This window comes from Cytobacillus oceanisediminis 2691 (assembly GCF_000294775.2).
Lineage (GTDB): Bacteria > Bacillota > Bacilli > Bacillales > Cytobacillaceae > Cytobacillus > Cytobacillus pseudoceanisediminis.
This window is the reverse complement of the sequence record NZ_CP015506.1, coordinates 2,509,516-2,535,491: the sequence shown is the minus strand read 5'-3', so window position 1 is coordinate 2,535,491 and position 25,976 is coordinate 2,509,516. Positions and strand designations below refer to the sequence as shown.

Genomic DNA, 25,976 nt, shown 5'->3' with positions numbered 1-25,976 from the left:
AAAAGTGGCGGATCCAGAGTCCGCCACTTTTTTATTATATTTGCTTCATAATCTTATTGAAAACATCATTCTTATCAAAATCTTCTCCCATTGGGAACTTCTTAATAAACTTATTATTTTCGTCAAGCAAATAGACAAAGGTGCTATGAACGTAGAAACCATCACCGGGATCACGGTATTGAAATTGAAACGTGTTAGCGAGCTCCTGAATTTCAGACTGATCTTTTTTCAGTTTATCAGGCTCTGCAGTAAGAAAGACCCAATCCCCATCATTTTCGATTTCAAAGGTATTTCTATATTTTCGAAGGACCTCTGCGGTGTCTCTATAGGGGTCGATCGTTACAGTAATGAATTGAACCTTCTCCCCAAAAACACCCTCTTTGCTAAGATCACCTTTCAGCAGATTCATCCTTTGTGTAGTAGTCGGACAGATATCCGGACAGTGCGTATAAATAAATTCAACAAGCTTCAGCTTTTTATCCGATTCTGCAAAGTCATATAACATCTCATCATCGGTTAAAAGTGTAATATGATCAGGAATCTTGGCTGTCATATCACGAATAATAAAAAAAGAAATTCCGGCTGCTATGCCTAATATTACAATAATAGCGGATATAATATAAACTTTTTTCATTATTTCCCCTCCCAATATAAGGATAAATAATATCCATCAAAATTCCTATGGATAATCTGTGAACTTATTCTTAATACAGGGGAAATTAAAGTGAAGCAACAAAAAAAAGGAACCCCGCAAGGTTCCTTTTTTGGTTCGGTTATTATTTCATTGAAATCCAAACACTCTTAACTTCTGTATAGTTTTCCAAAGCGTATGATCCCATCTCACGGCCGATTCCGGATTGCTTGTAGCCGCCAAATGGAGATGCAGCGTCAAAGGCGTTGTAGCAGTTCACCCAAACTGTACCTGCGCGGAGTTTGTTGGCCACATAGTGTGCATTTGCCACATCACGAGTCCAAACACCTGCAGCTAAACCATATTCACTGTTATTTGCCCGGTTAATTAATTCGTCTAAGTCATCATAAGGCATGGCCGAAATAACCGGTCCGAATATTTCTTCCTTCGCAATCGTCATTTCGTCACGAACATCAGCAAAAATAGTAGGGGAGACGAAGTAACCTTGCTCTTGCGGTTTGTCGCCTCCTGCTACAAGCTGGGCACCTTCGCTAAGGCCTTTTTCAATGTACCCAAGAACGCGGTTTTGCTGCTCAGCAGAAACAAGCGGGCCAATTTCTGTGTCAGCATGAATACCGGCACCTTGTTTAATTTTTTTGGCATGTGAAGCCATGTCAGCTACAACATTATCAAACTGCTTTTTTTGTATGAAAACACGGGAGCCGGCACAGCACACCTGACCCTGGTTGAACATAACACCGTTCAGAGCTCCTGGAATAGCCTTTGATAAATCAGCGTCTGGCAGAATGATATTTGGAGACTTACCGCCAAGCTCAAGCGTAACGCGCTTTAAGGTTTTTGAAGCATTGGACATAATCAGTTTGCCTACTTCAGTAGAACCAGTAAACGCTATTTTATCTACTAAGGGATGATCGACAAGCGGCTGGCCAGCTGTTTCTCCGAAACCTGGTACAATATTGACAACCCCTGGAGGGAAGCCGGCTTCATCCATTAGTTCAGCAAGATATAGAGCAGAAAGAGGTGTTTGCTCTGCTGGCTTAAGAACAACCGTACATCCTGTTGCAAGGGCAGCACCCAGCTTCCACATTGCCATAAGAAGAGGGAAGTTCCAAGGGATGATTTGTCCCACCACACCAACTGCCTCATGGCGAGTATAGTTGAAGAATGGCCCGCTGACAGGAATAGTCTGGCCGACAATCTTCGTAGACCAGCCTGCATAATAGCGCATATGTTCAACAGCCAGAGGAATATCGGCATTAGTTGTTTCACGAATCGGCTTACCATTATCCAACGTCTCAAGCTGTGCTAATTCTTCACTGTTTTCTTCCATAAGATCAGCAAGCTTATACATCAGGCGGCTGCGCTTAGAGGCGCTCATTTTTGACCATTTGCCTTCATCAAAAGCCTTTCGGGCTGCTTTTACTGCAAGATCAATATCTTCTGCACCGGCTTCAAAAACAGAAGCAAGAACTTCCCCTGTAGCCGGGTTATACGTATCAAACGTTTTCTGTGATTTGCTTTCAACAAATTCACCATTAATATATAATTTCTTCTTTCCGCTTAAAAACTTTTCCACCTTTTCTTTTAAACCTGCAGTTAGCTGACTCATATAATTCCTCCTTAAAATAGTAGTCTATGTATTTCCATGGTGCAAAACTTTTAGAAGAATACTTATGGTAACGCTTACAACAATACTTTAACATTAACAAAAATATAAAATCAACTCTGAATTAAAATAATTTTCAGATAATGTTCGACAAATCTCGCCTGTTCCCAAAGTTAATCAATAAAAAAGCATACCGGATTAATCCAGTATGCTATAAAACTATTAAATTAACATTCCTGCAATTGCTGCACTTAATAGAGAAGCAAGTGCTCCAGCTATTACTGAACGAATTCCAAGCTTAGCTATATCGTTCCTGCGGTCAGGGGCAAGGTTGCCCAGTCCGCCCAGAAGAATGGCCATAGAGGAAATGTTGGCAAATCCGCAAAGTGCGAAACTCACTACTGCAACAGTCTTAGGAGACAGGCTGCTGATTTCCGGTGCGAAAGCTGAATAAGCAACAAATTCATTCAATACGAGCTTTTGGCCGATATATCCGCCAGCCTGTACAGCTTCAGCCCATGGAACACCTACTGCAAATGCAAGAGGGGCAAAAACAAAACCAAGAATGGTTTCCAGTGTAAGATTTTCAAATCCGAAAAGCCCGCCTGCAAATCCGATAATTCCATTGATAAGAGCAACCAGAGCGATAAAAGCTAGAAGCATAGCACCGATGTTTAATGCAAGCTGAAGTCCCACACTTGCACCGCGTGCAGCAGCGTCTACCACATTTACAGATTCAGTATCTTTTTCAATAGTTATGTCGTTTGTTGTCTCTGATACTTCTGTTTCAGGTATCATAATTTTAGCGAGGACAAGGCCGGCAGGTGCAGCCATGAAGCTTGCAGCAAGCAAGTATTCCAATGGTACCCCAAGAAGGGAGTATCCTATAAGTACTGAACCGGCAACTGATGCAAGGCCTCCGGTCATAACAGCAAACAGTTCAGATTTCGTCATTTTATTCAGGAAAGGGCGGACAATTAATGGAGCTTCCGTTTGTCCGACAAAAATATTGGCTGCTGCAGACATGGACTCTGCCTTGCTTGTTCCAAGCAGCTTGGACAAACCTCCGCCAATGACCTTTATAATTATCTGCATAATCCCGGTATAATAAAGAACAGAGATAAGGGAAGAAAAGAAGATAACTGTAGTCAGCACCTGGAAGGCAAATACCATTCCTACTCCTGAACCTTCCTGGAACAAGCCTCCGAATAAGAAATTTATTCCTTCATTGGCAAATCCGACAATATCATTTACTGCAAATGTCATTTTTTCTAATACTTTTTTTCCAAGTTCCCATTTGAGAACTGCAAAGGCAAATGCAAACTGGATAGCCAATCCGCCTAAAATTGTACGGAGATTGATTGCCTTTCGATTTGATGAAAGGAGGATAGCAATCCCCAATACAGTAAGAACTCCTAATAAACCCCATATAAAACTCATGTTGACACCTCATTTGTTGAATTTAGAATAATGAAAACGTTTTTACGAAACGCCAAAAATATAGACCTCTCTTCTAAGAGGTTTGTGAATAGACGTCAGACATCTAACTTGATTACATGTCCATTTTACCATGAATCCGTTTGCAGTAAAGAGTTTTTTTCCTGCTAATTGAAATTTGTTGAATAACCTCCTATTTTTGTTCAGATTTTAAATGATTTAATCTCTTCCAAGAGGGCAATAACTGAAAAACATCTTATAGAGCCAAATTAAATAAATGAATCTTCGATTTTATTTTCATCCCTCCGTTATAATTGCCCATTCGGGACAAACATCATTTTCATACACTGTCACTAGATGTCAGGAGGTGTTGGAATGGGTGCAGGAGCAGGGTATGGCGGCGGTTTTGCTTTAATCGTTGTCCTGTTTATACTTCTAATCATTGTTGGTGCTGCTTTCGTTGGCGGAGGCTACTAATTATCTAAAAAAATGACAGCGCAAAAGATCTGCCCGTATTTGGGCAGATTTTTTGTTTTCAGCCTTCCTGTTTGCAATGGAACAGTATGATAATCAGTTAAATGTCCAAAATAAAGATAGTTCTAAATTAGAAGGAGGGATCCCATATGAATAAAAAGGACAAAAATGATGGCACAGATATTGCCGGCAGATATTATGAGACTGAAGATTATAACAGGAATGATCAGCTTTCATCTGGCCTGGCGACAACACATGAACAAGTGAGTGACGCATACATGGAAGGACAGGCGGATGCGGTAATTGAAGACGTTGTCGGGGTGGATATTTCCATTCCGCGCAAAGGGTATGATGAATAACACAATAGCAAGGAGGCAATGCAATGGCACCAAAAGATGCTCAAGATGATCTGGGCCAGTACAAAATGCCAAAAGTTCTCAGAAAAAAGAGGACTTCCTCCTATCGGGTGGGATACCAGGCTACAACAGGGAACCAGACGCCTGGTGAACCTGAAGCAGGTAAGAGAACAGATCAAGAAAATTAAAATCTGGTCCGCATGGATTGCTGATTGAGGATTGCAGCGGTGATAAAATTTAAAATTAAAAAGAGAGGATGCCAGGTCATCTTCTCTTTAGTTTATGACTATATTTGGGGCCTGCACCTGAAAAAAGATTATTCCACTCGAATTTTTATTTTTTGCACAGCATTATATCCATAACCTTTTCTGTTCCAGTAAGGCTTTATTGGCTGGATATTGCCCTCTGAATCACTGGCCCTCACAAGAATGGTATGCTCACCCTTATATGCCTCCCAATCAAAATGCCACTTAACCCAGGAAAACTTCTCGTTTTCCCTGTGTTTGAGTGAGGTCTTTCTCCATGTATCCCCATGATCAATGCTTATTGCCACCTCATTAATTGCTCCAGTGCCAGTCCAGGCAATCCCTCTTATTGTGTGAAATCCTTCTTTAATAATGGAATAATTCAATGGCTGCTGGATTGTGCTATTAACATTAATGGCTGTAACAGGCCTTTTATCCAGATCGCTGTCTTTATAAGGATAATATACATAATCTTTTGATTGAAAAGGCCCATTAAATTCATGCTGAATAATAAAAATATTCCTAAGCCACTTAACGGAGGCCATTGCATACCATTGGGGCACGATTAGCCTGAATGGATAACCTTGCTTATACGGTAGGGGCTTGCCGTTAAACTCATAAGCTACTATCGTATCTTCGTGGAGTGCCTTTTCAATTGGCAGGCTTCTGGCAAAGTAAAAGGATTCATTCAAATCTTTTCGCTCACCAAAATCCAATCCTGCGAACACAGCTTCTTTGCTTCCATCCAAAAGTCCGGCTTTATTCAGCAGTTCCTTCAAAGGCACTCCCTTCCATTTCCCCTGACTGACTGCTCCTTCTTCCCATTGCTCACCAAAAACCTTTGGTTTAAATTTCGCTCTGTTATTGCCAGCGCATTCCAGAGGGACCAGAATGGTTTTGGATGGGAAGCGGTAAAGTTCACTTAAAGATATTTCCATCGCTTTATTCACGTTCCCGCTAATGGACAAAAATAAATTCTGAGGGTTAATTAGCGGGTAGGAAAAATGGTTTCTTAAATAAAAATATTCTTGCGGTGTTTTCCAGCACTCCAAAAAATGAATGGGAGACTCCTGATTTTCAGGAGACAGACTTAGTGTTTTCAGATAAGGTGCTGAAAGCTGATTATTCATGAACCATCACCTCCATTCATAAATACAATGCAATCCCCAAGGATAGAACTATAAACATCAACAATTCATTTATACCAGCTAAGTTTAATACTCGCATTATGAGGAATAATCATTTATATAACATACTGAAGGGCGGTAAGGGAATGAAAGAAGAATTGAAGATAACAGGACACAGGCCATTTCCGCTGCCTGATAAACCCTGGGTTATGGAACAAATATGGAATGATGTTTTATTTGCTCATTGGCCAGTGCCAGCAGAAATATTGGAAAAACACATCCCTTCACAGTTAACATTAGATACATACAATGGTACAGCATGGATGGGGGTAGTACCTTTCTGGATCAGTAAAATGAGGGTGCGCGGCTTTCCGCCATTGCCGATTATGAAATCAATGAATGAATTGAATGTAAGGACTTATGTGGAATATGAGGGCATGAAAGGCGTATATTTTTTTAGCCTGGATGCAGACAACTTTTTAGCCGTAACAGGGGCCAGAATGTTGTATTACCTTCCGTATATGAATGCCGAAATGCAAGTTAGTAAGTCTCAAGGACTAGTTAATTATGAAAGCAGGCGAACACACGGCCATTCAGAGAACGGCCAATTCAAAGCAAATTATAAGTCAATATCAAGCCCCTTCAACTCAAAACCCGGAACACTTGATGAATGGCTGACTGAAAGGTATTGCTTATGGGTAACAAAAGGTGAAAAGGTTTTTCGCGGGGATATTCATCATACAAAATGGCAGCTGCATGAAGCTTCTTGCACGATACATCAAAACACTTTAGCTTCATTTTTGCCCCGAATTTACTTTAAAGGCGAACCGATCTTACACTACTCTCCGGAAAAACATGCTTATTTCTGGCCTTTAATAAAAGTTTCTTCATCATAACTAAAGAGTAATCCTATTAATGATGTAACCCATTCACTACCTCATTTCTTAAAGTAGATTTCTGCAAGCAGTTTTTTTGCTTCGTTATATGAAAGCCCTGATTGACTGTTCAGCCTTTTTACTTCATCAATATCAGTTCCTGCTATAGTAAGGTTTCTCTTTTTCTCTCGGCGGTCCATTGAATCACCTCCTATTCAAAATTGTTTAAAACATTTTCAATAATTTTTACCTTTCTTGTCCATACTAAGAAAAAAGGGGGCGTTTCCTATTTTTTTCAATAAAAAAGGCCAAGATGACAAGCCGGAAGTTGTAATGCTGGATACAGAGGTGTATTCCTGCAATAGCTGCAATGGCTGGATGAGAAAAGATTTTGCCTCTTCAGATTTAAAATGCCCATTATGCGGTGATGAAACAACTGCCGAGATGCGGGAATTGCCGCAAATTTTGTGATAATTAATTTTAGAAAGACTGTTGTCACCTGATAACAGTCTTTCTTATTTAATGATCTAAAAGTCTCCATACAATTCATGAAAGGCCTGTTCTGCATCATGTTCAGACGAAAACAACGCATCATCTTCTTCTATTAAATGGAAGGATTCATTAAGGAAGAGGGCCACTGCATTAGGGTCTTTAGGATGCGGTACAATTTCTGCCGGCCTGACATTTGCAACACTTGGAGTATGAGGGTTATGATAAATAACAAAAACCTCATCACCAGATTTAACCTTTTTAGGATCGATTGTCTCCATTCCATTCACTCCTTTTATTACAGGTTTTCGTTTTGCTGTCCAATTTCTTTCGCACCTATAATAGCATTTGCCGTTTCCTGCTGTTCATGTTCATCAACTGAATCCCCAGCTGCATGTTTTAAATTTGGAAAACTGCCACCCGTTTCAATGGTTACCATCTCTTCTTTTGGTGCATATGTCAGGTATTTTTCATCGTTATCTTTCATTATTAAAACTCCTTTTGTTATAGATATTCGAGCACCTTTCTTTAAAGTTTTCTCTCCGCATAGGTCTTATATTCAACCATATTAATCCTAATTCAAATGGGCAAAGTAACTATATAGGTCTTAAATGAGGTGATAAAAATAAAAGAAAATAAGGACTTGATAACAGCTATTCAAAAAGAAGCATTCTCTTTCACCGATTCATCCGGGCTTGACCGGATTATTCAAGCAGCCGGGGAAGCGAAATTTGTTTTATTGGGGGAAGCTTCTCATGGAACATCAGAATTTTATACAGTAAGAGCAGAAATATCCAAAAGACTGATTGAACAAAAAGGGTTCAACTGTATCTCTGTTGAAGGAGACTGGCCTTCCTGCTTTACCATCAACAGGTATGTTAAGGGTTATGTGCATCTGAATCCCCTTGATGCACTCAAAAATTTTAACAGGTGGCCGACATGGATGTGGGCAAATGAGGAAATTAAAGATCTAATAACCTGGCTTTATAATCACAATCAGCTGATTGATAAACATGGCCTAAAGGCTGGTTTCTATGGCATCGATATATATAGCTTATGGGAATCGATGGATGAAATAATAAAACTTCTGGAGACAAAGGAAGCTGCAGAACTGGAAGCTGCTAAAAAAGCATTTGCCTGCTTTGAGCCTTTTCATCGGACACCTGAAAATTATGCAGTTTCTGCGGCATTTTATGGGGAAGGCTGTGAAAAAGAAGTAGCCGAACTTTTACTTAAAATAAAAAACAAGTGGGGGCATACCAGGAGCTACGAAGAAGAATCACTGAACCTTATGCTAAATAGCCTTGTTGCTGTAAATGCAGAAAACTATTATCGAGCAATGGTAAAAGGCGGGCCTGATGACTGGAATATTAGGGATCATCACATGGTAAGTGCCATAGAGGAGATCTCCAAATATTATGGAGAAGATGCCAAGGTCATCGTATGGGAACACAATACTCATATCGGAGATGCAAGAGCAACAGATATGAAAGAAGAGGGACTTGTTAACGTTGGGCAAATCCTTCGCGAGAAATATGGGGAAGATCAGGTTTTCGCACTCGGGTTTGGTACACACTCAGGCACTGTTATCGCAGCGGAACAATGGGGGAATGAGCTACAAGTTATGGAAGTACCTCCAGCACAGACAGGAAGCTGGGAGGATACGCTTCGCAAGGCTGGCCCTGGAGATAAAATTTTGTTGTTCACCGATGATAACAGGGAATTATTTAATGAATCTATCGGTCATCGAGCCATTGGAGTCGTATATAACCCTGAATATGAACAATACGGGAATTATGTGCCTACGAAAGTCTCACTCAGATATGACGGTTTCATTTATATAGAGAAAACCCGTGCCTTAAAGCCAATTAACATACCAGTAACAATATTATAATTGCAATTACAAACAAAAAGACCCACTATCTCATATTTACCCTCCATGAATTCGAGGATGTGCTTAGAGGTTACTGATCCTCATATAAACCGATTATTTCTATATAGCCAGAGATCAAAAAAAGCCTCTAATGGAGTATGTATATTTAACCTGAAAACCCCTCCGGAATATCGGAGGGGCTTATTGCTACATGTAGCTGTTTTCCAATTCATCCACTAAGGTCCCCACATAGCTTACGGCTTTGCGGATTGGATCTGGCTTGGACATATCAATGCCTGCGCTCTTAAGGAGATCGAGCGGCTTTTTCGTTCCGCCAGCTTTTAAAACATCAAGCCAGCGTTCAATGGCAGGCTGGCCTTCCTCTTGAATGCTCTGTGCCATAGCTGTGGAAGCAGTCAAACCAGCTGAATAAGTATATGGATAGAGTCCCATATAATAATGAGGCTGTCTCATCCAGGTTAAAGCCGCCTTATCATCCAGTTCAACCGTATCACCCCAGAATTCAGCAAGTGTTTCTATCTTTTGATCTGAAAGTGTTTTTGCCGTTAACGGAATCCCTTGATCAGCAAGATTATATATTCTTCGCTGATATTCTCCCTCGAGAAGGTGTGTGACAAAGTTGTGATAATAAGTTCCCAGCAGCTGAAGAATTACCCAGCGCTTCATTCTCATATCCTCAGTGCCTGCCATTAAATGCTGTCCAAGCAGCAATTCGTTAAGTGTTGAGGGAGCTTCTACAAAGTAGGTTGATGGGCGGGTATTCATTATACGCTGATATTTATTGGCCAAATAGAAATGACCCGCATGCCCAAGCTCATGAGCGAGAACAAAAGCACCGCGCATCGTGTCTGTCCATGTAATCAGGATGAATGGATGCGATCCATATGGACTTGAACAAAATGCACCTGTAGATTTCCCTACATTGTCAGCCAAATCAACCCAGCGTTCAGTCAAGCCTTTCTTCATTATATCCGTATACTCAGGTCCCATTACTTTGAGAGCCTCTAATATGACTTTTGATGCTTCTTCAAATGTTGTTTCAGGATTGAACTCCGGATCAAGAGGAGCCTTCAGGTCACAAAAAAGCATCTTATCCAATCCCAGAACTTTTCTCTTTAACTGAGCATATCTGCGCATATGGGGGGCAAGCTCTTTTTGGATAATATTCAGCTGATTGTTGTACATTTCCTCTGTAACATGCTGGGAATCCAGGAGCATTTGTGTGGCTGAACTGTACTTCCTCAGCTTAGCAAGTGTTACCTGTTTTTTCACCTCGGCAGAATAGGCAGAGGCAAATGTATTCTTATAGTTTTCCAGTGAATCTGTAAATGAGACATAGGCATTCCTTCTGATGGCAGTATCTGACGAAAACTCATAACGATCTTCGTAAAGAGCAAAAGAGTTTGGCAAATCGTTTCCTTTACTGTCTTTAAAAAAGGAAAATGGCATGTCAGCAAGTTTTGCAGCCTGATACATATTATAAGGAGCTCCAAATACTTCACCCAATGCTGCCAGGGCTTCTTCCGTCTCTGGAGAAAGCCTGTGCGTCTTCGATTCAAGAAGATCTGTCAGCTGTTTTCTGAAAGGTTCAAGGCCGCTTTCATCGTCTATGTATTTTTCAATCGTGCCTTCAGGTAAGGACATTAATTCAGAGTCAATAAACGAAAGAGCAGAGGCTGCTTTTGCTTTTAAAGATGCAAGTATGGATGAATTTGCCTGATTGCGCGGATTTGTTCCATCCTCCGACTGGCGCAAGCTAGCATACGTTCCAGCTTGAACCAAACGGATGGAGAGCTTTTCCTGAGCGGAAAGGCAGCCCAGTAATATTTGCGGGCCTTCATGGAGCTTTCCCTTGTACTGCTCAAAAACAGCAAGATCTTCATCTATACTTCTCACTTCTTTATGCCAATCTTCCTCTAAAGCAAATAAATCCTCCACTTTCCATGTACGATCTTCCGGTACTTCAACACGCTTTAATCTGGTTACTGCTGTTTGAACCATTTAGCGATCCCTCCTATTTCGATTCTCTAAATATAGAGTTTATGGAACAATTATACAGGATGGCCTTATAAATTTATAGACTTTTCAAACATTTTAAGTTTCACTGTACTATAACATCCCGAGTTTTCTTGTTAGTGGCCATATAGCAGTAAATAAAAAGGCGGAGGGCCTGAAGCCTTCCGCTGATTGTGCTATTCCATTTTTTTTGAAAGACAGCGATCACATTCCATCAGATAAGATTCGGCCTGTTCCTTGACTGTTTGGCCGCACTCCGGACATACCTTTTTGGGAAGAGTTCTAAAAAATTCAACTGGACTTTTAATCATGAAATTTCCTCCTTTTTATAATACAGTTAATCGTGTTTTCATCTGTTGTAGTACAGTATATACCAAACAAAATTAAATGTGAAGTGGTTTGATTAAATTTTTTAAAAATTTTATCTATTATATTTATTGGTGCAAATTAAGATTTTGGATCGATTTGGACAGAGGGGATATGAATGACGAGTCCGAAGTTGGTCAGCATTCGGACTGGTGAAGGGGTAATCCGTAGGAGCGAGTCCAAAGTTGGACAGCATTCGGACAGAAGTAGGGGATATCTGGAGGAGTGAGTCCGAAGTTGATCATCATTCAGACAGAAGAAGGGGTAATCCGGAGGTATGAGTGCGAAGTTAGTAACCATTCGGACAGAAGAAGCGGAAGTCTGGAGGTACAAGTCCGAAGTCGCCACCCATTCGGACAGAAGAAGGGGTAATCCGGATGAGCAAGTCCGTAGTTGGTCATCATTCGGACAGGAAAAGTGGATATCCATTGGGGTGAGTCCGAAGCATGAGGTAAAATCATCTAATAATTTCTAGCCATACAGCAAAAGTTCTATCTGTACTAATGAACTTCTGACTTTATTTCGCCGGGCCTCTTCCAAGGCTGTTATGATTGCATTACAATCATATTTAATACAGTAATAATGAGGAGGCTAAAAGCCTGCGATGACTGAGATAATTGAATCTTTTAATCCAATATTAATATTTGTAGCGGTTATACTAACCATTATGGCTTCCTATACAGCATTAGATTTATTTACATTGATTAAACCATCTGAGAGAAACCAGAAGTTTTTGTTCTTAGGCGGAACTTTTTCCCTTGGAATCGGGATATGGATTATGAACTTTATTGGCATGATCGCCATCAACATAAATGCTTCAGGAAGTTATAATATTCCGCTTACCTTATTGTCCATGATTTTTGGCATTTCATTTACCGGTATGGCCTTTAATAGAGTAATCGACAGGCAGCTGAAAACAGGCAATCTATTTGCGGGAAGCTTCTTTTTAACTATGGCAGTCCTATCTATCCATGTAACAGGTATGTTTGCTGTGGGGATGAATGTGCAGTTTTCCCCCAGCATATTCCTCATTTCAGCACTGATCATTTTTGTTTCTTTTTTATTTTCACTATGGATGCTCTTTTATTCGAAAAGTCTTTCGTACTCCAGACCTATCTGGATCAAGCCCTTAAGTGCACTCATATTCACCGGAGCCATTGTGGAGGGTTATTTTCTGCTGATCCGATCGTCATCATTCTATTCAAATGGGGAAATTAGCAGGGGAGGCTCTCCGGAGACTTCTCTGATTTATCTTGTATTTTTTGCAGGGATTCTTATCCTGAGCGGGCTTATTGCTTCAAGCACTTTAATCAGCAAGAGGCTGGAAGCAAGCGACACCCATTTACATGATATTCAGGCTGCTCTTGATGAATCATCTATAGTGGCTATTACAGATCCAAAGGGCGTTATCACTTATGTGAATGATAAATTTGTTGAGATATCTAAATATGAAGAACATGAACTGCTTGGCAAAAATCACAATATCTTAAATTCGGGTTTTCATCCGCCGGAATTTTTTCAAGATCTATGGAAAACAATTGGATCAGGGGAAATATGGAAAGGGGAAATACGCAATAAAGCGAAAGACGGAAGCTTTTATTGGGTTGATACTACAATTGTCCCTTTTCTCAATAAAAAGAATAAACCCTATCAGTATGTTTCCATCCGGACAGATATATCGGCATTGAAATCTGCTGCAGCCAGCCTTAAAAGTTCCCTGAAAGATGTAAACGATATTAAATTTGCGCTTGATCAGTCTTCTATTATTGCCTTTACAGATGAAAAAGGAACAATAACCAATGTAAATGAGATGTTTTGTGAAATCTCCCAGTACAGCAGGGAAGAACTGATAGGACAGAATCATTCCATCTTAAATTCAGGACTTCATTCAAAAGAATTCTTTAAGAACTTATGGAAAACAATTGGCCAGGGAGAAGTCTGGAAAGGAGAAATACGCAATAAAGCAAAAGACGGATCTTATTACTGGGTTCATACTACGATTGTGCCGTTCCTGAATGCAAACGGAAAACCTTATCAATACTTATCAATAAGAAACGATATAACTGAGAGGAAAAAAACTGAAGAAGTATTGCATCAGCAGGATAAACTGGCAGCAGTGGGCCAGCTTGCTGCAGGGGTTGCACATGAAATCCGCAATCCGCTCACAACCATGAAAGGATATACAGAATTCCTGCAGCTGGAAGAGACACATGAAGAGCGGCAGGAATACTTAAGCATCATTTTGGATGAAATTGACCGGGTAAATAATATAGTAGAAGATTTTATGGTTCTCGCTAAGCCGAAAGCCGCAGAACTGAAAGAAAGAGATATCATACCCATTATAAAAAATGTCGTTTCTTTTTTGGAATTTGAAGCCCGAAATAGAAACGTGAAAATTGGTTTCGAATATCAACAGGATATCATTCAAATTGAATGTGACGAAAATCGGCTAAAACAAGTCTTGCTTAATTTTATCAAAAATGGAATTGAAGCGATGCCTGATGGAGGGAACATCACCGTTAGAGCTGGTATCATAAATAACCAGGTTCAAATTGCAATAAAGGATACAGGAGTAGGAATCCCGCAGGAAAAACTGAAAAATATCGGAGAACCTTTTTTTACAACCAAAAAAAATGGGAACGGCTTAGGCCTGATGGTCAGCTTTAAAATTATCGAAAGCCATAACGGAAAAGTATTTATCGAGAGTGAATTAAATAAAGGTACAACATTCAATATTGTTCTGCCTGCGAAATCTGCATAGCCAATCCCAAAAGGATTGGCTTTTTTGTTAGAAAATAATTCCTGTCCTGTTTAATAATTGATTTTCCAATATATAGGAAAAATATCATAACATTGGAGAGATTCCCATGATATCAAGGAAAAACATGAATTTGGCTTTATAGTGCCCTTTTCTCTGAAATATGTTTGTTATCGTTCTGTTATGTGCGTAACGGGATTATTATCTGTTTGTTCTTTTTTAGTAAAGATTCCATGTTATTATTAATCCCGTTAGCTAAAAACGAGCTATACGGGAGGTTTTAACAACATGAAAAAATCAATTTTATCTTTTGTAGCTGCTGCGGCAATCACCGGAACAGCAGGTGCTAATGTACAAGCAGAAGAAGTGACAGTCAAAAAAGGCGATACTCTTTGGGATTTTTCCCAAACATATAATACACCAGTTGATATGATAAAAGAATGGAATGGGTTGTCTTCTCATATCATCCATCCAGAAGATGTACTTAATGTATATCCGGAAAAGAAATACATAGTATCAAAAGGCGATACTCTTTGGGATATAGCAACAGAACATAACGTCACAGCAGAGGCAATCAAAGAATGGAACAACTTAAGCTCTGATTTAATTCTGCCTGACAATGAATTAATCCTTTACCCGAATGCTAAAGCTGTTAACGCTGCAGTTGCTGAGGCTCCATCAACATCAGCTAAACCTGCAAAAACGGTTTCAGCTCCTGTGCAAAAGTCTGAACAGACTGTAGCAAAAGAAACACAGCCAGCTGAAAAAGCTGCACAGCCGGCGCCAGAAGCAAAGCCACAAGCAAAGTCAAATCCAGAACCAGAGCCTGCGAAACCTGCTGCGGAAGCTAAGCCTGCAACAGAGCCGGCCAAGGCTGAAGCGGAATCCAAGCCTGCTGCCGAAGCTGAAGCAGAAGCACCCGCTGAAACTGCAAATAATGAAACAGCTCAAAATGTGCTGAATATGGAAGCAACAGCCTACACAGCCGATTGTGAAGGCTGCTCAGGAATTACTGCTACAGGAATCAATTTAAAAGAGAATCCGGATCAAAAAGTAATCTCTGTGGATCCTAATGTGATACCACTGGGAACTAAAGTCCATGTTGAAGGTTATGGTAATGCTGTAGCAGGTGATACTGGCGGAGCCATTAAAGGCAACAAGATCGATATCTTCATGCCATCTCAGGAAGACGCAATCAATTTTGGCAGAAAAACAGTTAAAGTTACAATTCTAGATTAATACTAGAAAAGAAGGCACCTTTTTGGGTGCCTTCTTTTCTTTACTCTTTATCATTGCTTCCTCTTGCTTTTTCCTCCTGATTTACAAAGAAACTATGGACTGGTTTTGCCAGCTGTTTAAAGCTTTTTTCAAATCGTTCAGAAAGGTGAGAGGCCCGCTCGTAAACAACCGATTTAAGATTGTCTAATTGCCTGCTGATTTTTTCTGTGATTGCTTCCTGCCGGTTTAAGCGTTCCATTATCGACTTGCTGGCCTGTTCCTGTACACCAAGCTTCTTGTTTAATTCTTCTTTCATTTGCTCCTGTGTATTTAACTTTTTCTCAGCTTCCTCTGAAAATGCTGCAAACTGCTGCTCTAGACGTTCTATAACCTTATTATGATAAACTTCCTGTAAACCAAAGTTTTTATTTATTTCTTCTTTTATTTGCTCCTGTATTCCATAATTCTCAGCTTTTTCCTCCGAAAATGCAGAGAACTGCTGTTCTAAACGTTCCATTACTGTATTATGAAATACTTCCTGAACATCAAGCTTTTTGCTTAATTCTTCTTTCAGTTCTTCCTGAGCTTTAAAATTTGAAACAGCTTCCTCAGTAAAAGCGTCAAATTTATCAAACTTCCGGGAAAGTGCCTGAGTTGCCGCTTCCTGGAATGATACTTGTTCTAGTATCTTCTGATTTACCTGCTCTTCATTTTCAAGAGTTTCCATTATTGCTTTATTTAGTTCCTCCAGTGCAGCCAGCCTTTTATTCAAAGTATCATTTTCCTTTTCGCGCTGGTTCATCATTTCCATAAAACTTATTAAAAAAGCATCCTGCTTTTCAAGCTTAGCTGCCAAATGCTCAATATGATAATTTTGTTTTCCAGCTGCTTTTTTTACAAGTTTACTCAAGTCAGAAAAGGAATCATCGAGCTGATTTTTCATATTTTCATATGTTTCGGATATACGGGTATTAACAGTTTGCTGTTCTTTCAGTACTTCCTGGAGAAAGTTCAGCCGATAAGTACCCTGATTGGAAACAGTGTCAGAATGGCTTAGATAAAGCTTAGGGTTTCCATCCGCATTTGATTGTTTGGCCATAGGAACACTCCTCAGTTTTAACTTTTATAATAGCCTATGCCAGCCCTTTTGAGAGGGATGGGCACTATCCTATAAAACCTGAACAATTCAAATTTGATGCTGATAAGCATAGTGAGCATGAGGGTCCCGATTCCACGAAATTTCGCAAATCGTACTAAAAAGTGTTGCAAAAAATTGAAAAAATAGGTAAATTATTAATTGTCAGTAAATTGGCAGGCGATGTCATGGATCTGAATACATAGGGAGTCAACCAAAACTACCTCTAAAACAAAAAGAAAGAGAGGACCATCACATGAAGAAATTATCTTTCTTGATTTCAGCAGCTGCACTGACATTAATGCTTGGAGCATGCTCAAACGAAGAGGCTTCTAAAGGGGATGAAAAGGAAGAGGCCACAGCTGAGACGACTGAGGCCGCTGATGAAGGCAAAGAAGTGCGCTCGGCTCTTTTAAGCTATCAGGGAGAAGTGACAAAGGTAATTCGAAACACAGATGCAAACTTGACCGCTGAAGGTCAGGATCCAGCTGAAGCAGCTGCAGCTTTTGAAAAGGAAGCGAAAGCCGTGTCTGTACCAGAAGAATTAACAGACTACACTAAGGATATTGAGGCGGCGGTTGATAGCCTTTCTCAATACTATGCTAAAAAAGCTGAGCTGGTAAAAGCAGGATCCCAGGATATGTCGGAAGCAGAGCCATTTAAAGAGGAATATATCAATTCAATGACTAAAGTTTTTGAAGAAGTGGAACTATCTGCTCCAGCTTTTAACAGCGTTTTCCAATAAATGCCCAGCAAACAGCCCTATTCGATTTTGAATAGGGCTGTTTGTATATATTAAGGCACATCATGCCCCATTGAACTTTGAAAAATCTCAAACCACTGATCCCTGTTAAGTTTGTAAGACAATGAACCGGCTGCACGTTCAATTCTTTCAATCTTGCCGGACCCGACAATTGGCATGATTCGGGCAGGATGATTTAAGAGCCAAGCAAATAAAACTTCATCAATATCACTTGCCCCGATTTCCTCTGCGACTTTATGTAATGCCGCTTTAAGGCGTTCCGGTTTTTCTTCAGTACCGCTGAAAATTTTCCCGCCAGCCAAAGGGGACCAGGCCATCGGTGCGATTCTTTTTTCCATGCACAGATTTAATGTGCCATCCTCATAGTTCTCCAGATGATAGGCAGAAAGTTCAATTTGATTTGTAATCAGATCCATATCAAGATATGACTGAAGCATCGTAAACTGATGGCGTTTAAAATTGGATACCCCAAAATGCTTTACCTTACCAGCAGCCTTTAAAACTGAAAATGCCTCAGCAACTTCTTCCGGATCCATAAAAGGATCAGGACGATGAATGAGCAGGGTATCTATGTAATCTGTTCTCAGATTTTGCAAAGATTTCTCAACCGAAGCAATAATATGTTTTTTTCCTGTATTGTAATGATGGGATTTATGCTCAGGGCGATTTGGTGACTGGAGTACAATCCCGCATTTCGTTACAATCTCCATTTTTTTGCGGAGCTCCGGCTTTTTCTCAAGAGCCCTTCCAAACAGGCTTTCACATGTATAGCTGCCATATATATCGGCATGATCAAATGTCGTTATTCCCAGCTCCAAACACTTTTCTATTAAGGTGATTAATTCTTCATCTGATAATTTCCATTCAGCCAGTCTCCATAGACCATGTACGATTCTTGAAAACGACAGATCCTCTGCCATCTGCACTCTATCCAAAAGTATCATCTCCCAATTTTTTTCGCACTGTTATTATCTCTGAAAATGCATAGAATACCAAGCTAAACGTTCTTCGGCATTGCAAAGGGTGCTGGATCATCATAAATTAGAGGCATAAAAATAAGAGGCAACTGTTTTGTCACCTCATTTTTATCCGCATATTTTCTGCAGCGGTTCAACCATTTGTTCATGCAGAATCATAATTTTTGATGGGTATGAACAATGCTCTTTATAAGCTGTTTGAAGTTCGTGATAAAAAGTGGTTAATTCCTCAACATTGGAAATCAATTCTTTATCAAAAACGCCTGACCGGCTGAGAAGGATATTCTCATATTTTTCAACAAGCTTTTTAGTTTTCTTTATCAATTTCCAAGCATCTTTCATACGAAAAGCATCATTTAAATGGGAATAGAATTCTATCAAGTCTTTTTGGAAAATATTCTTAAGTTCCTGGCTGAGCCTTTCAATAGGAGGAAGTTCAGCTTCCTGAAATATAAACTGCTGCAGCATAATGAAATCGGTCTTTACATTCTGTTCTTCAAATGACTGATATATCCGTAAAGTATTATAGGCGTCATACATGGGATGATGGGGTTCTCCAATAAAAGAAAGGTCATAGAAAGACAATGCTTTTTCCACTGAAGCTGCAGTCCGGGAAGCTCTTTTTGTGAAAATAGCCTGAAAATCGACATATCTTTTGGTAATCTTATCAATCGTAGCTTGGGGAAGATTATGCCTGAAAGCATCGGCTTTTAATCTTAAGATGTCACTGGTCGACCAGGAATAGAATCTTGCTTTTTTAACTCCGCCGACCCAAAAGAGAAAATCTTTAAACACCTCAGAAAAGTCATCTGCTGTTTTTAAATCAGAATCGGATATCCCCGTCAATTCTTTGCAGAATGGGCTAAGCGGCGAGTCCTGCTGCGGACGAATGAACCTGTCAAATCCAGTTACCTTACCTGTTTCAAGTTCAACTTTTACAGCACCAAGGCGAATGGCCTCCATATCTTCAAAAAGCATACCATTTTTGCTGCATAGCATTTCAAAATCAAAGAATATCAGCTGTTTTAGCTCGGCCATACGCCTTCCCCCCTTTATAATATCCAGCTATCCAACAAGATATTATAAAGAATGACGGGCAAAAAAGGAAGGAACAGAATTATCCATCAAGATATTTGGCAGGAATGAAACTTTTTTCCCAGTGCAATGGCAAATCGGTTTACGATTTCTTTTGAAACGTTTACACTTAAAGGGTACATAGTTTTCAGTCGCAAATATGATAGCGATTTCTCTAAAAATTATTGAACTTGAAAGGATGGATGAAGGATGGGTATTTCTTTATCGAAAGGGCAAAAAATTGATTTAACAAAAACTAACCCCGGGTTGTCTAAAGTAATAGTAGGACTCGGCTGGGATACGAATAAATATGATGGTGGCTTGGATTTCGACCTCGATGCCAGTGTGTTTTTATTAGATGCAAATGGCAAGTGTGCATCTGATAAAGATTTTATTTTCTACAACCAGCTTGAAGGCGGCGATGGCTCAGTCCTGCATACAGGTGATAACAGAACAGGTGAGGGCGATGGCGATGACGAGCAGGTTAAAGTTAACCTTAGTGCTGTTCCTGCCTCCATTGAGAAGATTTCTTTTGTCATTACGATCCATGATGGGGAAGGCCGCGGTCAAAACTTTGGTCAGGTCTCAAATGCATTTGTAAGAATCATTAATGAAGAAACAAATGAAGAATTAATCCGTTATGATTTAGGAGAAGATTTCTCCATTGAAACTGCCATTGTTGTAGGAGAATTATACCGTCATAATGGCGAATGGAAATTTTCTGCCGTGGGTTCAGGCTATCAGGGAGGACTTGCCCGTATTGCGACAGACTTCGGTTTGCAGGTAGGTTAACTTCCATTATTCCAGGCAGAGCAGCAGCTTTTCCCTGGCTTTCTCTTTAGGGTGTATTCCCCTCATATTGATGACCTGCCTAAAAAAAGGACCTGTGTTATGAAGGAGTGATTATCTTGGGTATACAATTATCAAAAGGTCAAAGAATTGATCTGACTAAAACAAATCCTGGCCTGACTCGAGCCATTATCGGGCTGGGCTGGGACACGAACAAATATAGCGGCGGTCATGATTTTGACCTTGACGCATCTGCATTTCTTGCAGATGAAACCAGTAAATGTGTAAATGACCATGATTTTATTTTCTATAATAATCTGCAGCATCCAAGCGGAGCAGTTATACATACAGGAGACAATCGTACAGGTGAAGGAGACGGAGACGATGAGCAGCTTGTTGTCGACTTTACCAAAATACCTTCACATGTTCATCGTATTGGCATAACTGTAACTATTCATGATGCAGAATTAAGGCAGCAAAATTTCGGCCAGGTTTCCAATGCATTCGTAAGATTAGTGGATGAATCCAATAATCAGGAGCTGCTGCGTTTTGATCTAGGAGAAGATTTTTCAATTGAAACAGCAGTCGTTTTCTGTGAATTATACCGCCACGGGAATGACTGGAAGTTCAATGCCATTGGCAGCGGCTTCTCAGGCGGCTTGGCAGCTCTTTGCCGCAACTATGGACTGCAGGTTTAATTTTCCTTCATGGCACCCAAATGGTTTGGGTGCCTATTTTGTTTGTCAAGTGAGAACCCTCAGCCAATGCTGATGGTTATTAATCCCATACTTAAAAAATTGCGAATGGGCAAAATAGGTGTGAGAAAAACCTTGAGAGGAAGGGATGCAGTATGTCACTTGAATGGTTTGACAGGGTAAGCGGTGAGTTGCAGGACCATCTTGAATCGATTTGCAGTAAATATGATCAGATTGGCCATATGTCGATTGACCGGGGTGCCAAGCATCCCAGAATGGAGTTTTTTATTGAAACCAGTGATAATGACAGAGAGTATTTTTGCACTCTATTCTTTGATCCGCATAATGAAGAATTCTATGTAGAAGACTTTGATTTTGAGCTGGGACATACTTCTAAAACCATGCTTTTTGATATTGAAGACATAATCGATACAGTCCACGAAAGCCTTCACGATTATATGAATGGCGAGGATGAAGATCATTTTGCATTTGAAGATGATGAAGAAATATATGTTTCAGAAGAGGAAGATTTCGACATTGACGACGAATATGACCTTGATGGCGAAGATGATATCTTTGAAGAAGTAGATGTAGAGTGGGAAACTCCTGAAGTAACTGCCTTTTTCAAGGAAGACGAAGTGGAGGTATCCTATCAGTTTGGAGTGGTCCAGGAAACCGGTGATGGAGTCCTTCGCAGGGTTAACCGCATTTGGACAGATGACGAAGAAATGATCAAAGATGAAGATCACTTTATCTTCAGCAAAGAAGAGGCAAGCACAATCATTGCCATGATCGCCAGCCACATGGATTCCCTGAGCGGGCATGAGGCTGATTATCAGTAATTATTCATACCGAAATGAACAAGTGGCTATCAAGAATTCTTGAAGCCACTTGTTTTTGTCATCAGCAGAAAAAGAAATAACTCGTTCACCCTTCAGCCAGCACCGAATCACTCCCCTAATAAAAATCTTTTAAAATTTTACAATTGACTGTATTTCTCTGTTGGTACTAATCAGGCTTGACTCCCCCATAAACTGATTAAAAGCAGGTGAAAAGAGGTGCATCATGGGGATTCATATCGTTCAGGCAGGCGATAGCCTTTGGGCCATTTCTCAAAAGTATAATGTTCCTACCCTGGATATAAGAACGGCTAATGGCCTTGAGAACGGACCTGGTATCATCCCTGGTTTAGCGCTGTACATTCCTGAAAGCGGACCAGTTATCAGGTCTTATCTGGTAAAGCCGGGAGATACATTATGGAGCATTTCCCAGCGTTTTCAAACTACAATTAATCTTATCCTGTCAGCAAACCCGGAAATAAGGCCGGAGGGTCTATATATCGGGCAGAAGTTAAATATTCCATCACCAAGCAGATTAGTCATGAAAACATTAGGGTTCATAGTCCCGTATTCTCCTGATACTTTTTTACCCGCTTTCAGGGAAACAGCAAAGAACTTAACCTACATCGCCATTTCTGCCTATTCTTTAACAAGGGAAGGTTACGCATATATTGAACTTGACGATTCAGCCATATTGGCAGAAAGCCGCCGGCTGGATGTCATTCCGCTGCTGATGATCAGAAATCTTGCACAAGGTGAATTTAATGCAGAACTGATTGGCGGGGTGCTTGAAAGTCCGGCAAATAGGAGGAACTTAATCTTAAGCCTGATGAATTTTGTCACTCAAAAAGGTTATGGAGGCATCAGCCTGGATTTTGAATTTATCCCGCCGCCAAGGCGCCAGGATTTCAATTCATTCATTAGAGAATTAAAAAATGCCTTAGGTCCAAAAGTGCTTCATGTCAATGTACATGCTAAGACAGAAGATCTCCCGGCAAACCGGATAATAGGGGCATATGATTATAAAGCAATTGGGGAGGGCGCCGATATTGTTGCAGTCATGACCATGGACTATGGTTATCCCACTGGTCCTCCTAATCCCGTCGCTCCACTATGGTGGGTTGAAGAAGTCATTCAATATTCGATCACCCAGATTGACCCGAAAAAACTGCAAATAGCTTTGCCGTTATATGGATATGACTGGAGAACTGCGGATAATCTAACCCGCTCATTTTCCATGCAAGCCATTCAGAATTTAGCATTAAGCAGAGGAGCAGTTATTCAATTCGATGCTTATGCAGCATCCCCATGGTTCCGATATTGGAACGGAGAAGAAGAACATGTGGTCTGGTTTGAAGATATCCGCAGCATTACTGAAAAATATAAATTAATTGACCAGTATAATCTTTTAGGGATGACATACTGGCAATTAAGCTTGCGATTTCCTCAGAACTGGGCATTTGCGGATAAAAATTTTACTATTCTATAGCCCTTTTTAAAGAAGCTCCTTCATTTCTTCTTCAAAATAAAACATTTTTGGTTTTTCTTTAATCGTATATGTGTATTTCTTCATTTTCGCCACATAACAGGTTTTGTTGATCGTAACTTTCTCTCCCGTGTCAATCAGAATAACAATATCATTATGCTCAAACTTATTTCTGCGCTTCACACTGATCCCTCTTTCTTTACACATATAAAGTGTTATTAACACATTATCTCATACTTTTGTGGAATTAACCCTATTGATGTTAATGGAATCATTCAGGTTCCATTATTTTTTTTTGCATATCGCCAAGTAAATGATATATTAGTCTAATTGAATACCATAGTGAACAAAGGAAGATACAAAATGACATCAACACTTGGCTTTATAAGAGAGTGGCAAAAAGCCATCCAGGCTGAGATCTTACATTTAAAAAAATATGGGAGTTCCCGCTACTTAATAATAAATGGACGGCAGCTTTCAAAATCAGATGCATATACCTATTTTTTTGATACACTTTCTGCCATTAAAATTCCAACTGGATCGTCCATAAAAATCGAATGGGGAAGAAAGAGAGTGGAAGGAAGAGTCCTATCTGCGGAAGGAAATAATGTCATAGTGGCATTAGAAGAGGATATTGGAATCGAGCTATCGGAAGCATATTTGCTTCATGATCCCTGGGAGCTATTGGATCAGCTTTTTCAGCGCTTAGAGGACATAAAAGACAGTAAAAGAAAAAGAAATAGGATAAAAAAATTGATGAATCCTTCCATGCCACCAAAGCACCCTGCCGATAAGGTAAAGACTGGTGCCCATGAATTGATTTTGCGTTCTAAGTACAATCCAGCCACTTATGTCTGGGGACCGCCAGGCACAGGAAAAACCTATACACTGGCACGTGTGGCCGCTAACAAATACTTTAAAGGACAAAGTGTTCTCATTCTGGCCCACTCAAATCAGGCAATAGATGTCCTAATGGCAGAAATTTCATCCTTTGCATCATGCAAACGAAAAATTCCTGATGGAGATCTGCTTCGTTACGGGTCACAAGTCGGTCCAGCACTATTCGATCATCATTCATTAACAGCCGAATATCTTTTAAATAAGCAGCATACAAATCTCTCGGAGCAAAAAGCTGCTCTATTTGAGGAACGCCGCCTGCTTAAACAGGATTTATCCCGATCCTTCAGCAAGAGAGATTCCGACCATCTTATTGAAATAGAAAAGAAGCTATCTGGAGTACTTGAAAAGATCAGGCAAAAAGAAATAGAGTTTGTAAAAAATGCTTCTATTATTGGAACAACACTGGCAAAAGCCGCAAGTGATCCGTCAATTTACGAGAAAAATTTTGATTTAGTCATCATCGATGAAGCCAGCATGGCTTATGTTCCACAGGCTGCCTTTGCAGCTTCACTTGGCAAAAGAGTCATCATTTGCGGGGATTTCAAACAGCTTCCTCCTATTGCTGCATCAAGACATAAATTGTCCGAAAAATGGCTAAGGGAGGATATCTTTCATCACTCTGGCGTGTCAGACGCAGTTAAGGATGGACACTTGCATCCGCACCTTTTTCTATTAAAAGAGCAGCGCCGTATGCACCCGGACATTTCAGCATTTTCGAATAAACATATCTATCATTCTCTTGTTGGTGACCATCCGGATGTTTTGGCTGCAAGAGCTGATATCGCTGCCTGCACGCCTTTTCCCGCCAAAGCCTCGATCCTGCTCAATACAGCCGGATCAGGTGAATATGGCATGAAAGATGGCAGTTCGAATTCAAGAATCAATTTATGGGATCTTTTGCTGGGATTTCAGTTAATACATGAAGCTTATACAGGAGGAAGCAGGTCCATAGGTTATGTCACCCCGTATCGGGCACAGGCATTATTAATGGAACAGCTTCTGGGTGAGCTATACGAGCAGGAAAGGTCTGCAGCTGATATTATCGCTGCAACAGTTCACCGTTTTCAGGGAAGTGAACGGGATGTCATGATTTTTGACTCTGTAGATGCTCCGACCCATGAGAGAGCTGGAATGCTATTAATCGGGAAAGAAAGCGAAAGATTATTGAATGTTGCCATAACTAGAACCAAGGGGAAATTTATTCATATTTGCGATTTGGAATTTATACACAACAACGTATTTAAAAACAAAACGTGGCGGAAGCTGGCAGACCACCAGCTGCACAATGGACAGGCCATTCATCCTGATCAGATTGGCAGATGGATCAAAAATCAGCATCCACGCCTCCAATGGCTGCATGCAAGAAAGCTGGAAAAAGTGTTTGAGGATATTTCTAAAGCTAAAAAGGAGATTATTATTTCCCTGCCTGATGGCAAGGAACTGGGGAATGAGTGGGGTCAGGCACTTTCAGGGAGGCCTCCGCAAACGAAGCTTACCATGCTTGCCGAGCATTCTATCCCTTCCGCTGCTCCTGATGAAATATTGCCAAACGGCATTCCATTTCCCTGCGTCATAATTGACGGACATATTTTGTGGCTGGGCATGCCGGCAGAGAGCCATAAAAGCGCACGGCCCCCATATGTAGCTGCAAGGCTTCAATCAACAGCTGTATGCTCGTATCTTACATCTCAATTAAAATAAAAAAGACGCCCCAGAGAGGCGTCTTTTTATACGTATTGCGGCGACCCGACTGCACTCCACATAGTGCATTGCCAGTTAGGCTTGTCAGTCGTCTTATGCAATTA

The 25,976-nt window shown here is 40.4% G+C and carries 28 protein-coding genes; 15 read left to right on the top strand and 13 right to left on the bottom strand.

Going from position 1 to position 25,976, the window contains the following annotated elements:
* Positions 1 to 34: 34 nt before the first annotated feature.
* From A361_RS12895 to A361_RS12885, 3 genes are all read right to left on the bottom strand, one after another.
* Complete coding sequence (locus tag A361_RS12895) at positions 35 to 634, bottom strand: SCO family protein (protein ID WP_019379862.1); 600 nt, start codon at positions 632 to 634, stop codon at positions 35 to 37.
* A 142-nt stretch (positions 635 to 776) separates the two neighbouring features.
* The gene (locus A361_RS12890) at positions 777 to 2,261 is read right to left on the bottom strand and encodes an aldehyde dehydrogenase family protein (protein ID WP_019379863.1); all 1,485 of its coding nucleotides are present in this window, start codon (positions 2,259 to 2,261) and stop codon (positions 777 to 779) included.
* A gap of 219 nt (positions 2,262 to 2,480) precedes the next feature.
* Complete coding sequence (locus A361_RS12885) at positions 2,481 to 3,698, bottom strand: NupC/NupG family nucleoside CNT transporter (protein WP_019379864.1); 1,218 nt, start codon at positions 3,696 to 3,698, stop codon at positions 2,481 to 2,483.
* A 372-nt stretch (positions 3,699 to 4,070) separates the two neighbouring features.
* Between A361_RS12885 and A361_RS29390 the strand changes: the two genes are divergently transcribed.
* From A361_RS29390 to A361_RS30475, 3 genes are all read left to right on the top strand, one after another.
* Positions 4,071 to 4,172 carry a YjcZ family sporulation protein gene (locus A361_RS29390; RefSeq protein WP_019379865.1) on the top strand — a complete coding sequence of 34 codons (102 nt, stop codon included), beginning with the start codon at positions 4,071 to 4,073 and terminating at the stop codon, positions 4,170 to 4,172.
* Positions 4,173 to 4,318: 146 nt separating this feature from the next.
* A complete protein-coding gene (locus A361_RS12880) occupies positions 4,319 to 4,528 on the top strand; it encodes a YozQ family protein (RefSeq protein WP_009334580.1) in 210 nt (69 codons plus the stop codon).
* Between the two features lie 23 nt (positions 4,529 to 4,551).
* Positions 4,552 to 4,713 carry a hypothetical protein gene (locus tag A361_RS30475; RefSeq protein ID WP_019379866.1) on the top strand — a complete coding sequence of 54 codons (162 nt, stop codon included), beginning with the start codon at positions 4,552 to 4,554 and terminating at the stop codon, positions 4,711 to 4,713.
* Between the two features lie 128 nt (positions 4,714 to 4,841).
* Here A361_RS30475 and A361_RS12875 read toward each other — a convergent pair whose 3' ends face one another.
* Complete coding sequence (locus A361_RS12875; RefSeq protein ID WP_019379867.1) at positions 4,842 to 5,900, bottom strand: sulfite oxidase; 1,059 nt, start codon at positions 5,898 to 5,900, stop codon at positions 4,842 to 4,844.
* A gap of 143 nt (positions 5,901 to 6,043) precedes the next feature.
* Here A361_RS12875 and A361_RS12870 point away from each other — a divergent pair, with 143 nt between their 5' ends.
* Positions 6,044 to 6,793 (top strand): YqjF family protein, encoded by a 750-nt coding sequence (locus A361_RS12870; RefSeq protein WP_019379868.1) that lies wholly within the window; start codon positions 6,044 to 6,046, stop codon positions 6,791 to 6,793.
* Positions 6,794 to 6,834: 41 nt separating this feature from the next.
* On the opposite strand, the gene A361_RS30470 is transcribed toward A361_RS12870, so the two are convergent.
* The gene (locus A361_RS30470) at positions 6,835 to 6,972 is read right to left on the bottom strand and encodes a hypothetical protein (RefSeq protein WP_019379869.1); all 138 of its coding nucleotides are present in this window, start codon (positions 6,970 to 6,972) and stop codon (positions 6,835 to 6,837) included.
* 55 nt (positions 6,973 to 7,027) lie between these two features.
* Between A361_RS30470 and A361_RS12865 the strand changes: the two genes are divergently transcribed.
* Positions 7,028 to 7,243, top strand: a complete 216-nt coding sequence (locus A361_RS12865) for a cold-inducible protein YdjO-related protein (protein WP_236888036.1) — start codon at positions 7,028 to 7,030, stop codon at positions 7,241 to 7,243.
* Positions 7,244 to 7,299: 56 nt separating this feature from the next.
* Here the strand turns inward: A361_RS12865 and A361_RS12860 are convergent, their stop codons facing one another.
* Positions 7,300 to 7,542: a transcriptional regulator SplA domain-containing protein gene (locus A361_RS12860; protein WP_009334586.1), complete on the bottom strand. Its 243-nt coding sequence runs from the start codon at positions 7,540 to 7,542 to the stop codon at positions 7,300 to 7,302.
* Positions 7,543 to 7,559: 17 nt separating this feature from the next.
* Positions 7,560 to 7,748 carry a hypothetical protein gene (locus A361_RS12855; RefSeq protein WP_019379871.1) on the bottom strand — a complete coding sequence of 63 codons (189 nt, stop codon included), beginning with the start codon at positions 7,746 to 7,748 and terminating at the stop codon, positions 7,560 to 7,562.
* A 129-nt stretch (positions 7,749 to 7,877) separates the two neighbouring features.
* Here A361_RS12855 and A361_RS12850 point away from each other — a divergent pair, with 129 nt between their 5' ends.
* Complete coding sequence (locus tag A361_RS12850; protein WP_019379872.1) at positions 7,878 to 9,155, top strand: erythromycin esterase family protein; 1,278 nt, start codon at positions 7,878 to 7,880, stop codon at positions 9,153 to 9,155.
* Between the two features lie 186 nt (positions 9,156 to 9,341).
* On the opposite strand, the gene pepF is transcribed toward A361_RS12850, so the two are convergent.
* Positions 9,342 to 11,156 carry an oligoendopeptidase F gene (gene pepF / locus A361_RS12845; protein WP_019379873.1) on the bottom strand — a complete coding sequence of 605 codons (1,815 nt, stop codon included), beginning with the start codon at positions 11,154 to 11,156 and terminating at the stop codon, positions 9,342 to 9,344.
* Between the two features lie 191 nt (positions 11,157 to 11,347).
* Entirely contained in the window at positions 11,348 to 11,482 is a 135-nt protein-coding gene (gene yhfH / locus A361_RS29385; protein ID WP_009334590.1) for a protein YhfH, read from the bottom strand.
* Between the two features lie 332 nt (positions 11,483 to 11,814).
* On the opposite strand from yhfH, the gene A361_RS12840 reads away from it, so the two are divergent.
* The 3 genes from A361_RS12840 to A361_RS12830 all read left to right on the top strand — a co-directional run bounded on the left by A361_RS12840 (position 11,815) and on the right by A361_RS12830 (position 15,534).
* On the top strand, positions 11,815 to 12,012 hold the full coding sequence (locus tag A361_RS12840; RefSeq protein WP_019379875.1) for a hypothetical protein: 198 nt from the start codon (positions 11,815 to 11,817) through the stop codon (positions 12,010 to 12,012).
* 129 nt (positions 12,013 to 12,141) lie between these two features.
* Positions 12,142 to 14,298: a PAS domain-containing protein gene (locus A361_RS12835; protein ID WP_019379876.1), complete on the top strand. Its 2,157-nt coding sequence runs from the start codon at positions 12,142 to 12,144 to the stop codon at positions 14,296 to 14,298.
* Between the two features lie 285 nt (positions 14,299 to 14,583).
* Positions 14,584 to 15,534, top strand: a complete 951-nt coding sequence (locus A361_RS12830) for a LysM peptidoglycan-binding and 3D domain-containing protein (protein ID WP_019379877.1) — start codon at positions 14,584 to 14,586, stop codon at positions 15,532 to 15,534.
* Positions 15,535 to 15,574: 40 nt separating this feature from the next.
* Here A361_RS12830 and A361_RS12825 read toward each other — a convergent pair whose 3' ends face one another.
* A complete protein-coding gene (locus tag A361_RS12825) occupies positions 15,575 to 16,612 on the bottom strand; it encodes a hypothetical protein (protein WP_019379878.1) in 1,038 nt (345 codons plus the stop codon).
* 292 nt (positions 16,613 to 16,904) lie between these two features.
* Between A361_RS12825 and A361_RS12820 the strand changes: the two genes are divergently transcribed.
* Complete coding sequence (locus tag A361_RS12820) at positions 16,905 to 17,393, top strand: hypothetical protein (RefSeq protein WP_019379879.1); 489 nt, start codon at positions 16,905 to 16,907, stop codon at positions 17,391 to 17,393.
* Between the two features lie 50 nt (positions 17,394 to 17,443).
* Here A361_RS12820 and A361_RS12815 read toward each other — a convergent pair whose 3' ends face one another.
* On the bottom strand, positions 17,444 to 18,346 hold the full coding sequence (locus A361_RS12815) for an aldo/keto reductase (protein WP_019379880.1): 903 nt from the start codon (positions 18,344 to 18,346) through the stop codon (positions 17,444 to 17,446).
* 150 nt (positions 18,347 to 18,496) lie between these two features.
* On the bottom strand, positions 18,497 to 19,426 hold the full coding sequence (locus tag A361_RS12810; RefSeq protein ID WP_009334596.1) for a 3'-5' exonuclease: 930 nt from the start codon (positions 19,424 to 19,426) through the stop codon (positions 18,497 to 18,499).
* 246 nt (positions 19,427 to 19,672) lie between these two features.
* Between A361_RS12810 and A361_RS12805 the strand changes: the two genes are divergently transcribed.
* The 4 genes from A361_RS12805 (at position 19,673) to A361_RS12790 (ending at position 23,274) form a co-directional block, all read left to right on the top strand.
* Positions 19,673 to 20,254, top strand: a complete 582-nt coding sequence (locus tag A361_RS12805) for a TerD family protein (protein ID WP_009334597.1) — start codon at positions 19,673 to 19,675, stop codon at positions 20,252 to 20,254.
* Positions 20,255 to 20,370: 116 nt separating this feature from the next.
* The gene (locus A361_RS12800) at positions 20,371 to 20,949 is read left to right on the top strand and encodes a TerD family protein (RefSeq protein ID WP_009334598.1); all 579 of its coding nucleotides are present in this window, start codon (positions 20,371 to 20,373) and stop codon (positions 20,947 to 20,949) included.
* Positions 20,950 to 21,101: 152 nt separating this feature from the next.
* Positions 21,102 to 21,788, top strand: a complete 687-nt coding sequence (locus A361_RS12795) for a hypothetical protein (protein WP_009334599.1) — start codon at positions 21,102 to 21,104, stop codon at positions 21,786 to 21,788.
* Between the two features lie 223 nt (positions 21,789 to 22,011).
* Positions 22,012 to 23,274, top strand: a complete 1,263-nt coding sequence (locus tag A361_RS12790; RefSeq protein WP_019379881.1) for a glycosyl hydrolase family 18 protein — start codon at positions 22,012 to 22,014, stop codon at positions 23,272 to 23,274.
* A gap of 6 nt (positions 23,275 to 23,280) precedes the next feature.
* On the opposite strand, the gene A361_RS30465 is transcribed toward A361_RS12790, so the two are convergent.
* Positions 23,281 to 23,454: a hypothetical protein gene (locus A361_RS30465; RefSeq protein WP_019379882.1), complete on the bottom strand. Its 174-nt coding sequence runs from the start codon at positions 23,452 to 23,454 to the stop codon at positions 23,281 to 23,283.
* A 180-nt stretch (positions 23,455 to 23,634) separates the two neighbouring features.
* On the opposite strand from A361_RS30465, the gene A361_RS12780 reads away from it, so the two are divergent.
* Positions 23,635 to 25,872 carry an AAA domain-containing protein gene (locus tag A361_RS12780; protein ID WP_019379883.1) on the top strand — a complete coding sequence of 746 codons (2,238 nt, stop codon included), beginning with the start codon at positions 23,635 to 23,637 and terminating at the stop codon, positions 25,870 to 25,872.
* Positions 25,873 to 25,976 lie beyond the last annotated feature (104 nt).

Excerpts from the sequence above, each read along its gene's own strand:
- A361_RS12885 (WP_019379864.1), bottom strand. The coding sequence starts at position 3,698 with ATGAGTTTTATATGGGGTTTATTAGGAGTTCTTACTGTATTGGGGATT.
- yhfH (WP_009334590.1), bottom strand. The coding sequence starts at position 11,482 with ATGATTAAAAGTCCAGTTGAATTTTTTAGAACTCTTCCCAAAAAGGTA.
- A361_RS12895 (WP_019379862.1), bottom strand. The coding sequence starts at position 634 with ATGAAAAAAGTTTATATTATATCCGCTATTATTGTAATATTAGGCATA.
- A361_RS12840 (WP_019379875.1), top strand. The coding sequence starts at position 11,815 with ATGAGTGCGAAGTTAGTAACCATTCGGACAGAAGAAGCGGAAGTCTGG.
- A361_RS12855 (WP_019379871.1), bottom strand. The coding sequence starts at position 7,748 with ATGAAAGATAACGATGAAAAATACCTGACATATGCACCAAAAGAAGAG.
- A361_RS12820 (WP_019379879.1), top strand. The coding sequence starts at position 16,905 with ATGAAGAAATTATCTTTCTTGATTTCAGCAGCTGCACTGACATTAATG.
- A361_RS12805 (WP_009334597.1), top strand. The coding sequence starts at position 19,673 with ATGGGTATTTCTTTATCGAAAGGGCAAAAAATTGATTTAACAAAAACT.
- A361_RS12880 (WP_009334580.1), top strand. The coding sequence starts at position 4,319 with ATGAATAAAAAGGACAAAAATGATGGCACAGATATTGCCGGCAGATAT.
- A361_RS12830 (WP_019379877.1), top strand. The coding sequence starts at position 14,584 with ATGAAAAAATCAATTTTATCTTTTGTAGCTGCTGCGGCAATCACCGGA.
- A361_RS30470 (WP_019379869.1), bottom strand. The coding sequence starts at position 6,972 with ATGGACCGCCGAGAGAAAAAGAGAAACCTTACTATAGCAGGAACTGAT.
- A361_RS12835 (WP_019379876.1), top strand. The coding sequence starts at position 12,142 with ATGACTGAGATAATTGAATCTTTTAATCCAATATTAATATTTGTAGCG.
- pepF (WP_019379873.1), bottom strand. The coding sequence starts at position 11,156 with ATGGTTCAAACAGCAGTAACCAGATTAAAGCGTGTTGAAGTACCGGAA.
- A361_RS12875 (WP_019379867.1), bottom strand. The coding sequence starts at position 5,900 with ATGAATAATCAGCTTTCAGCACCTTATCTGAAAACACTAAGTCTGTCT.
- A361_RS29390 (WP_019379865.1), top strand. The coding sequence starts at position 4,071 with ATGGGTGCAGGAGCAGGGTATGGCGGCGGTTTTGCTTTAATCGTTGTC.
- A361_RS12795 (WP_009334599.1), top strand. The coding sequence starts at position 21,102 with ATGTCACTTGAATGGTTTGACAGGGTAAGCGGTGAGTTGCAGGACCAT.
- A361_RS12890 (WP_019379863.1), bottom strand. The coding sequence starts at position 2,261 with ATGAGTCAGCTAACTGCAGGTTTAAAAGAAAAGGTGGAAAAGTTTTTA.
- A361_RS12870 (WP_019379868.1), top strand. The coding sequence starts at position 6,044 with ATGAAAGAAGAATTGAAGATAACAGGACACAGGCCATTTCCGCTGCCT.
- A361_RS12860 (WP_009334586.1), bottom strand. The coding sequence starts at position 7,542 with ATGGAGACAATCGATCCTAAAAAGGTTAAATCTGGTGATGAGGTTTTT.
- A361_RS12790 (WP_019379881.1), top strand. The coding sequence starts at position 22,012 with ATGGGGATTCATATCGTTCAGGCAGGCGATAGCCTTTGGGCCATTTCT.
- A361_RS12810 (WP_009334596.1), bottom strand. The coding sequence starts at position 19,426 with ATGGCCGAGCTAAAACAGCTGATATTCTTTGATTTTGAAATGCTATGC.
- A361_RS12825 (WP_019379878.1), bottom strand. The coding sequence starts at position 16,612 with ATGGCCAAACAATCAAATGCGGATGGAAACCCTAAGCTTTATCTAAGC.
- A361_RS12780 (WP_019379883.1), top strand. The coding sequence starts at position 23,635 with ATGACATCAACACTTGGCTTTATAAGAGAGTGGCAAAAAGCCATCCAG.
- A361_RS30475 (WP_019379866.1), top strand. The coding sequence starts at position 4,552 with ATGGCACCAAAAGATGCTCAAGATGATCTGGGCCAGTACAAAATGCCA.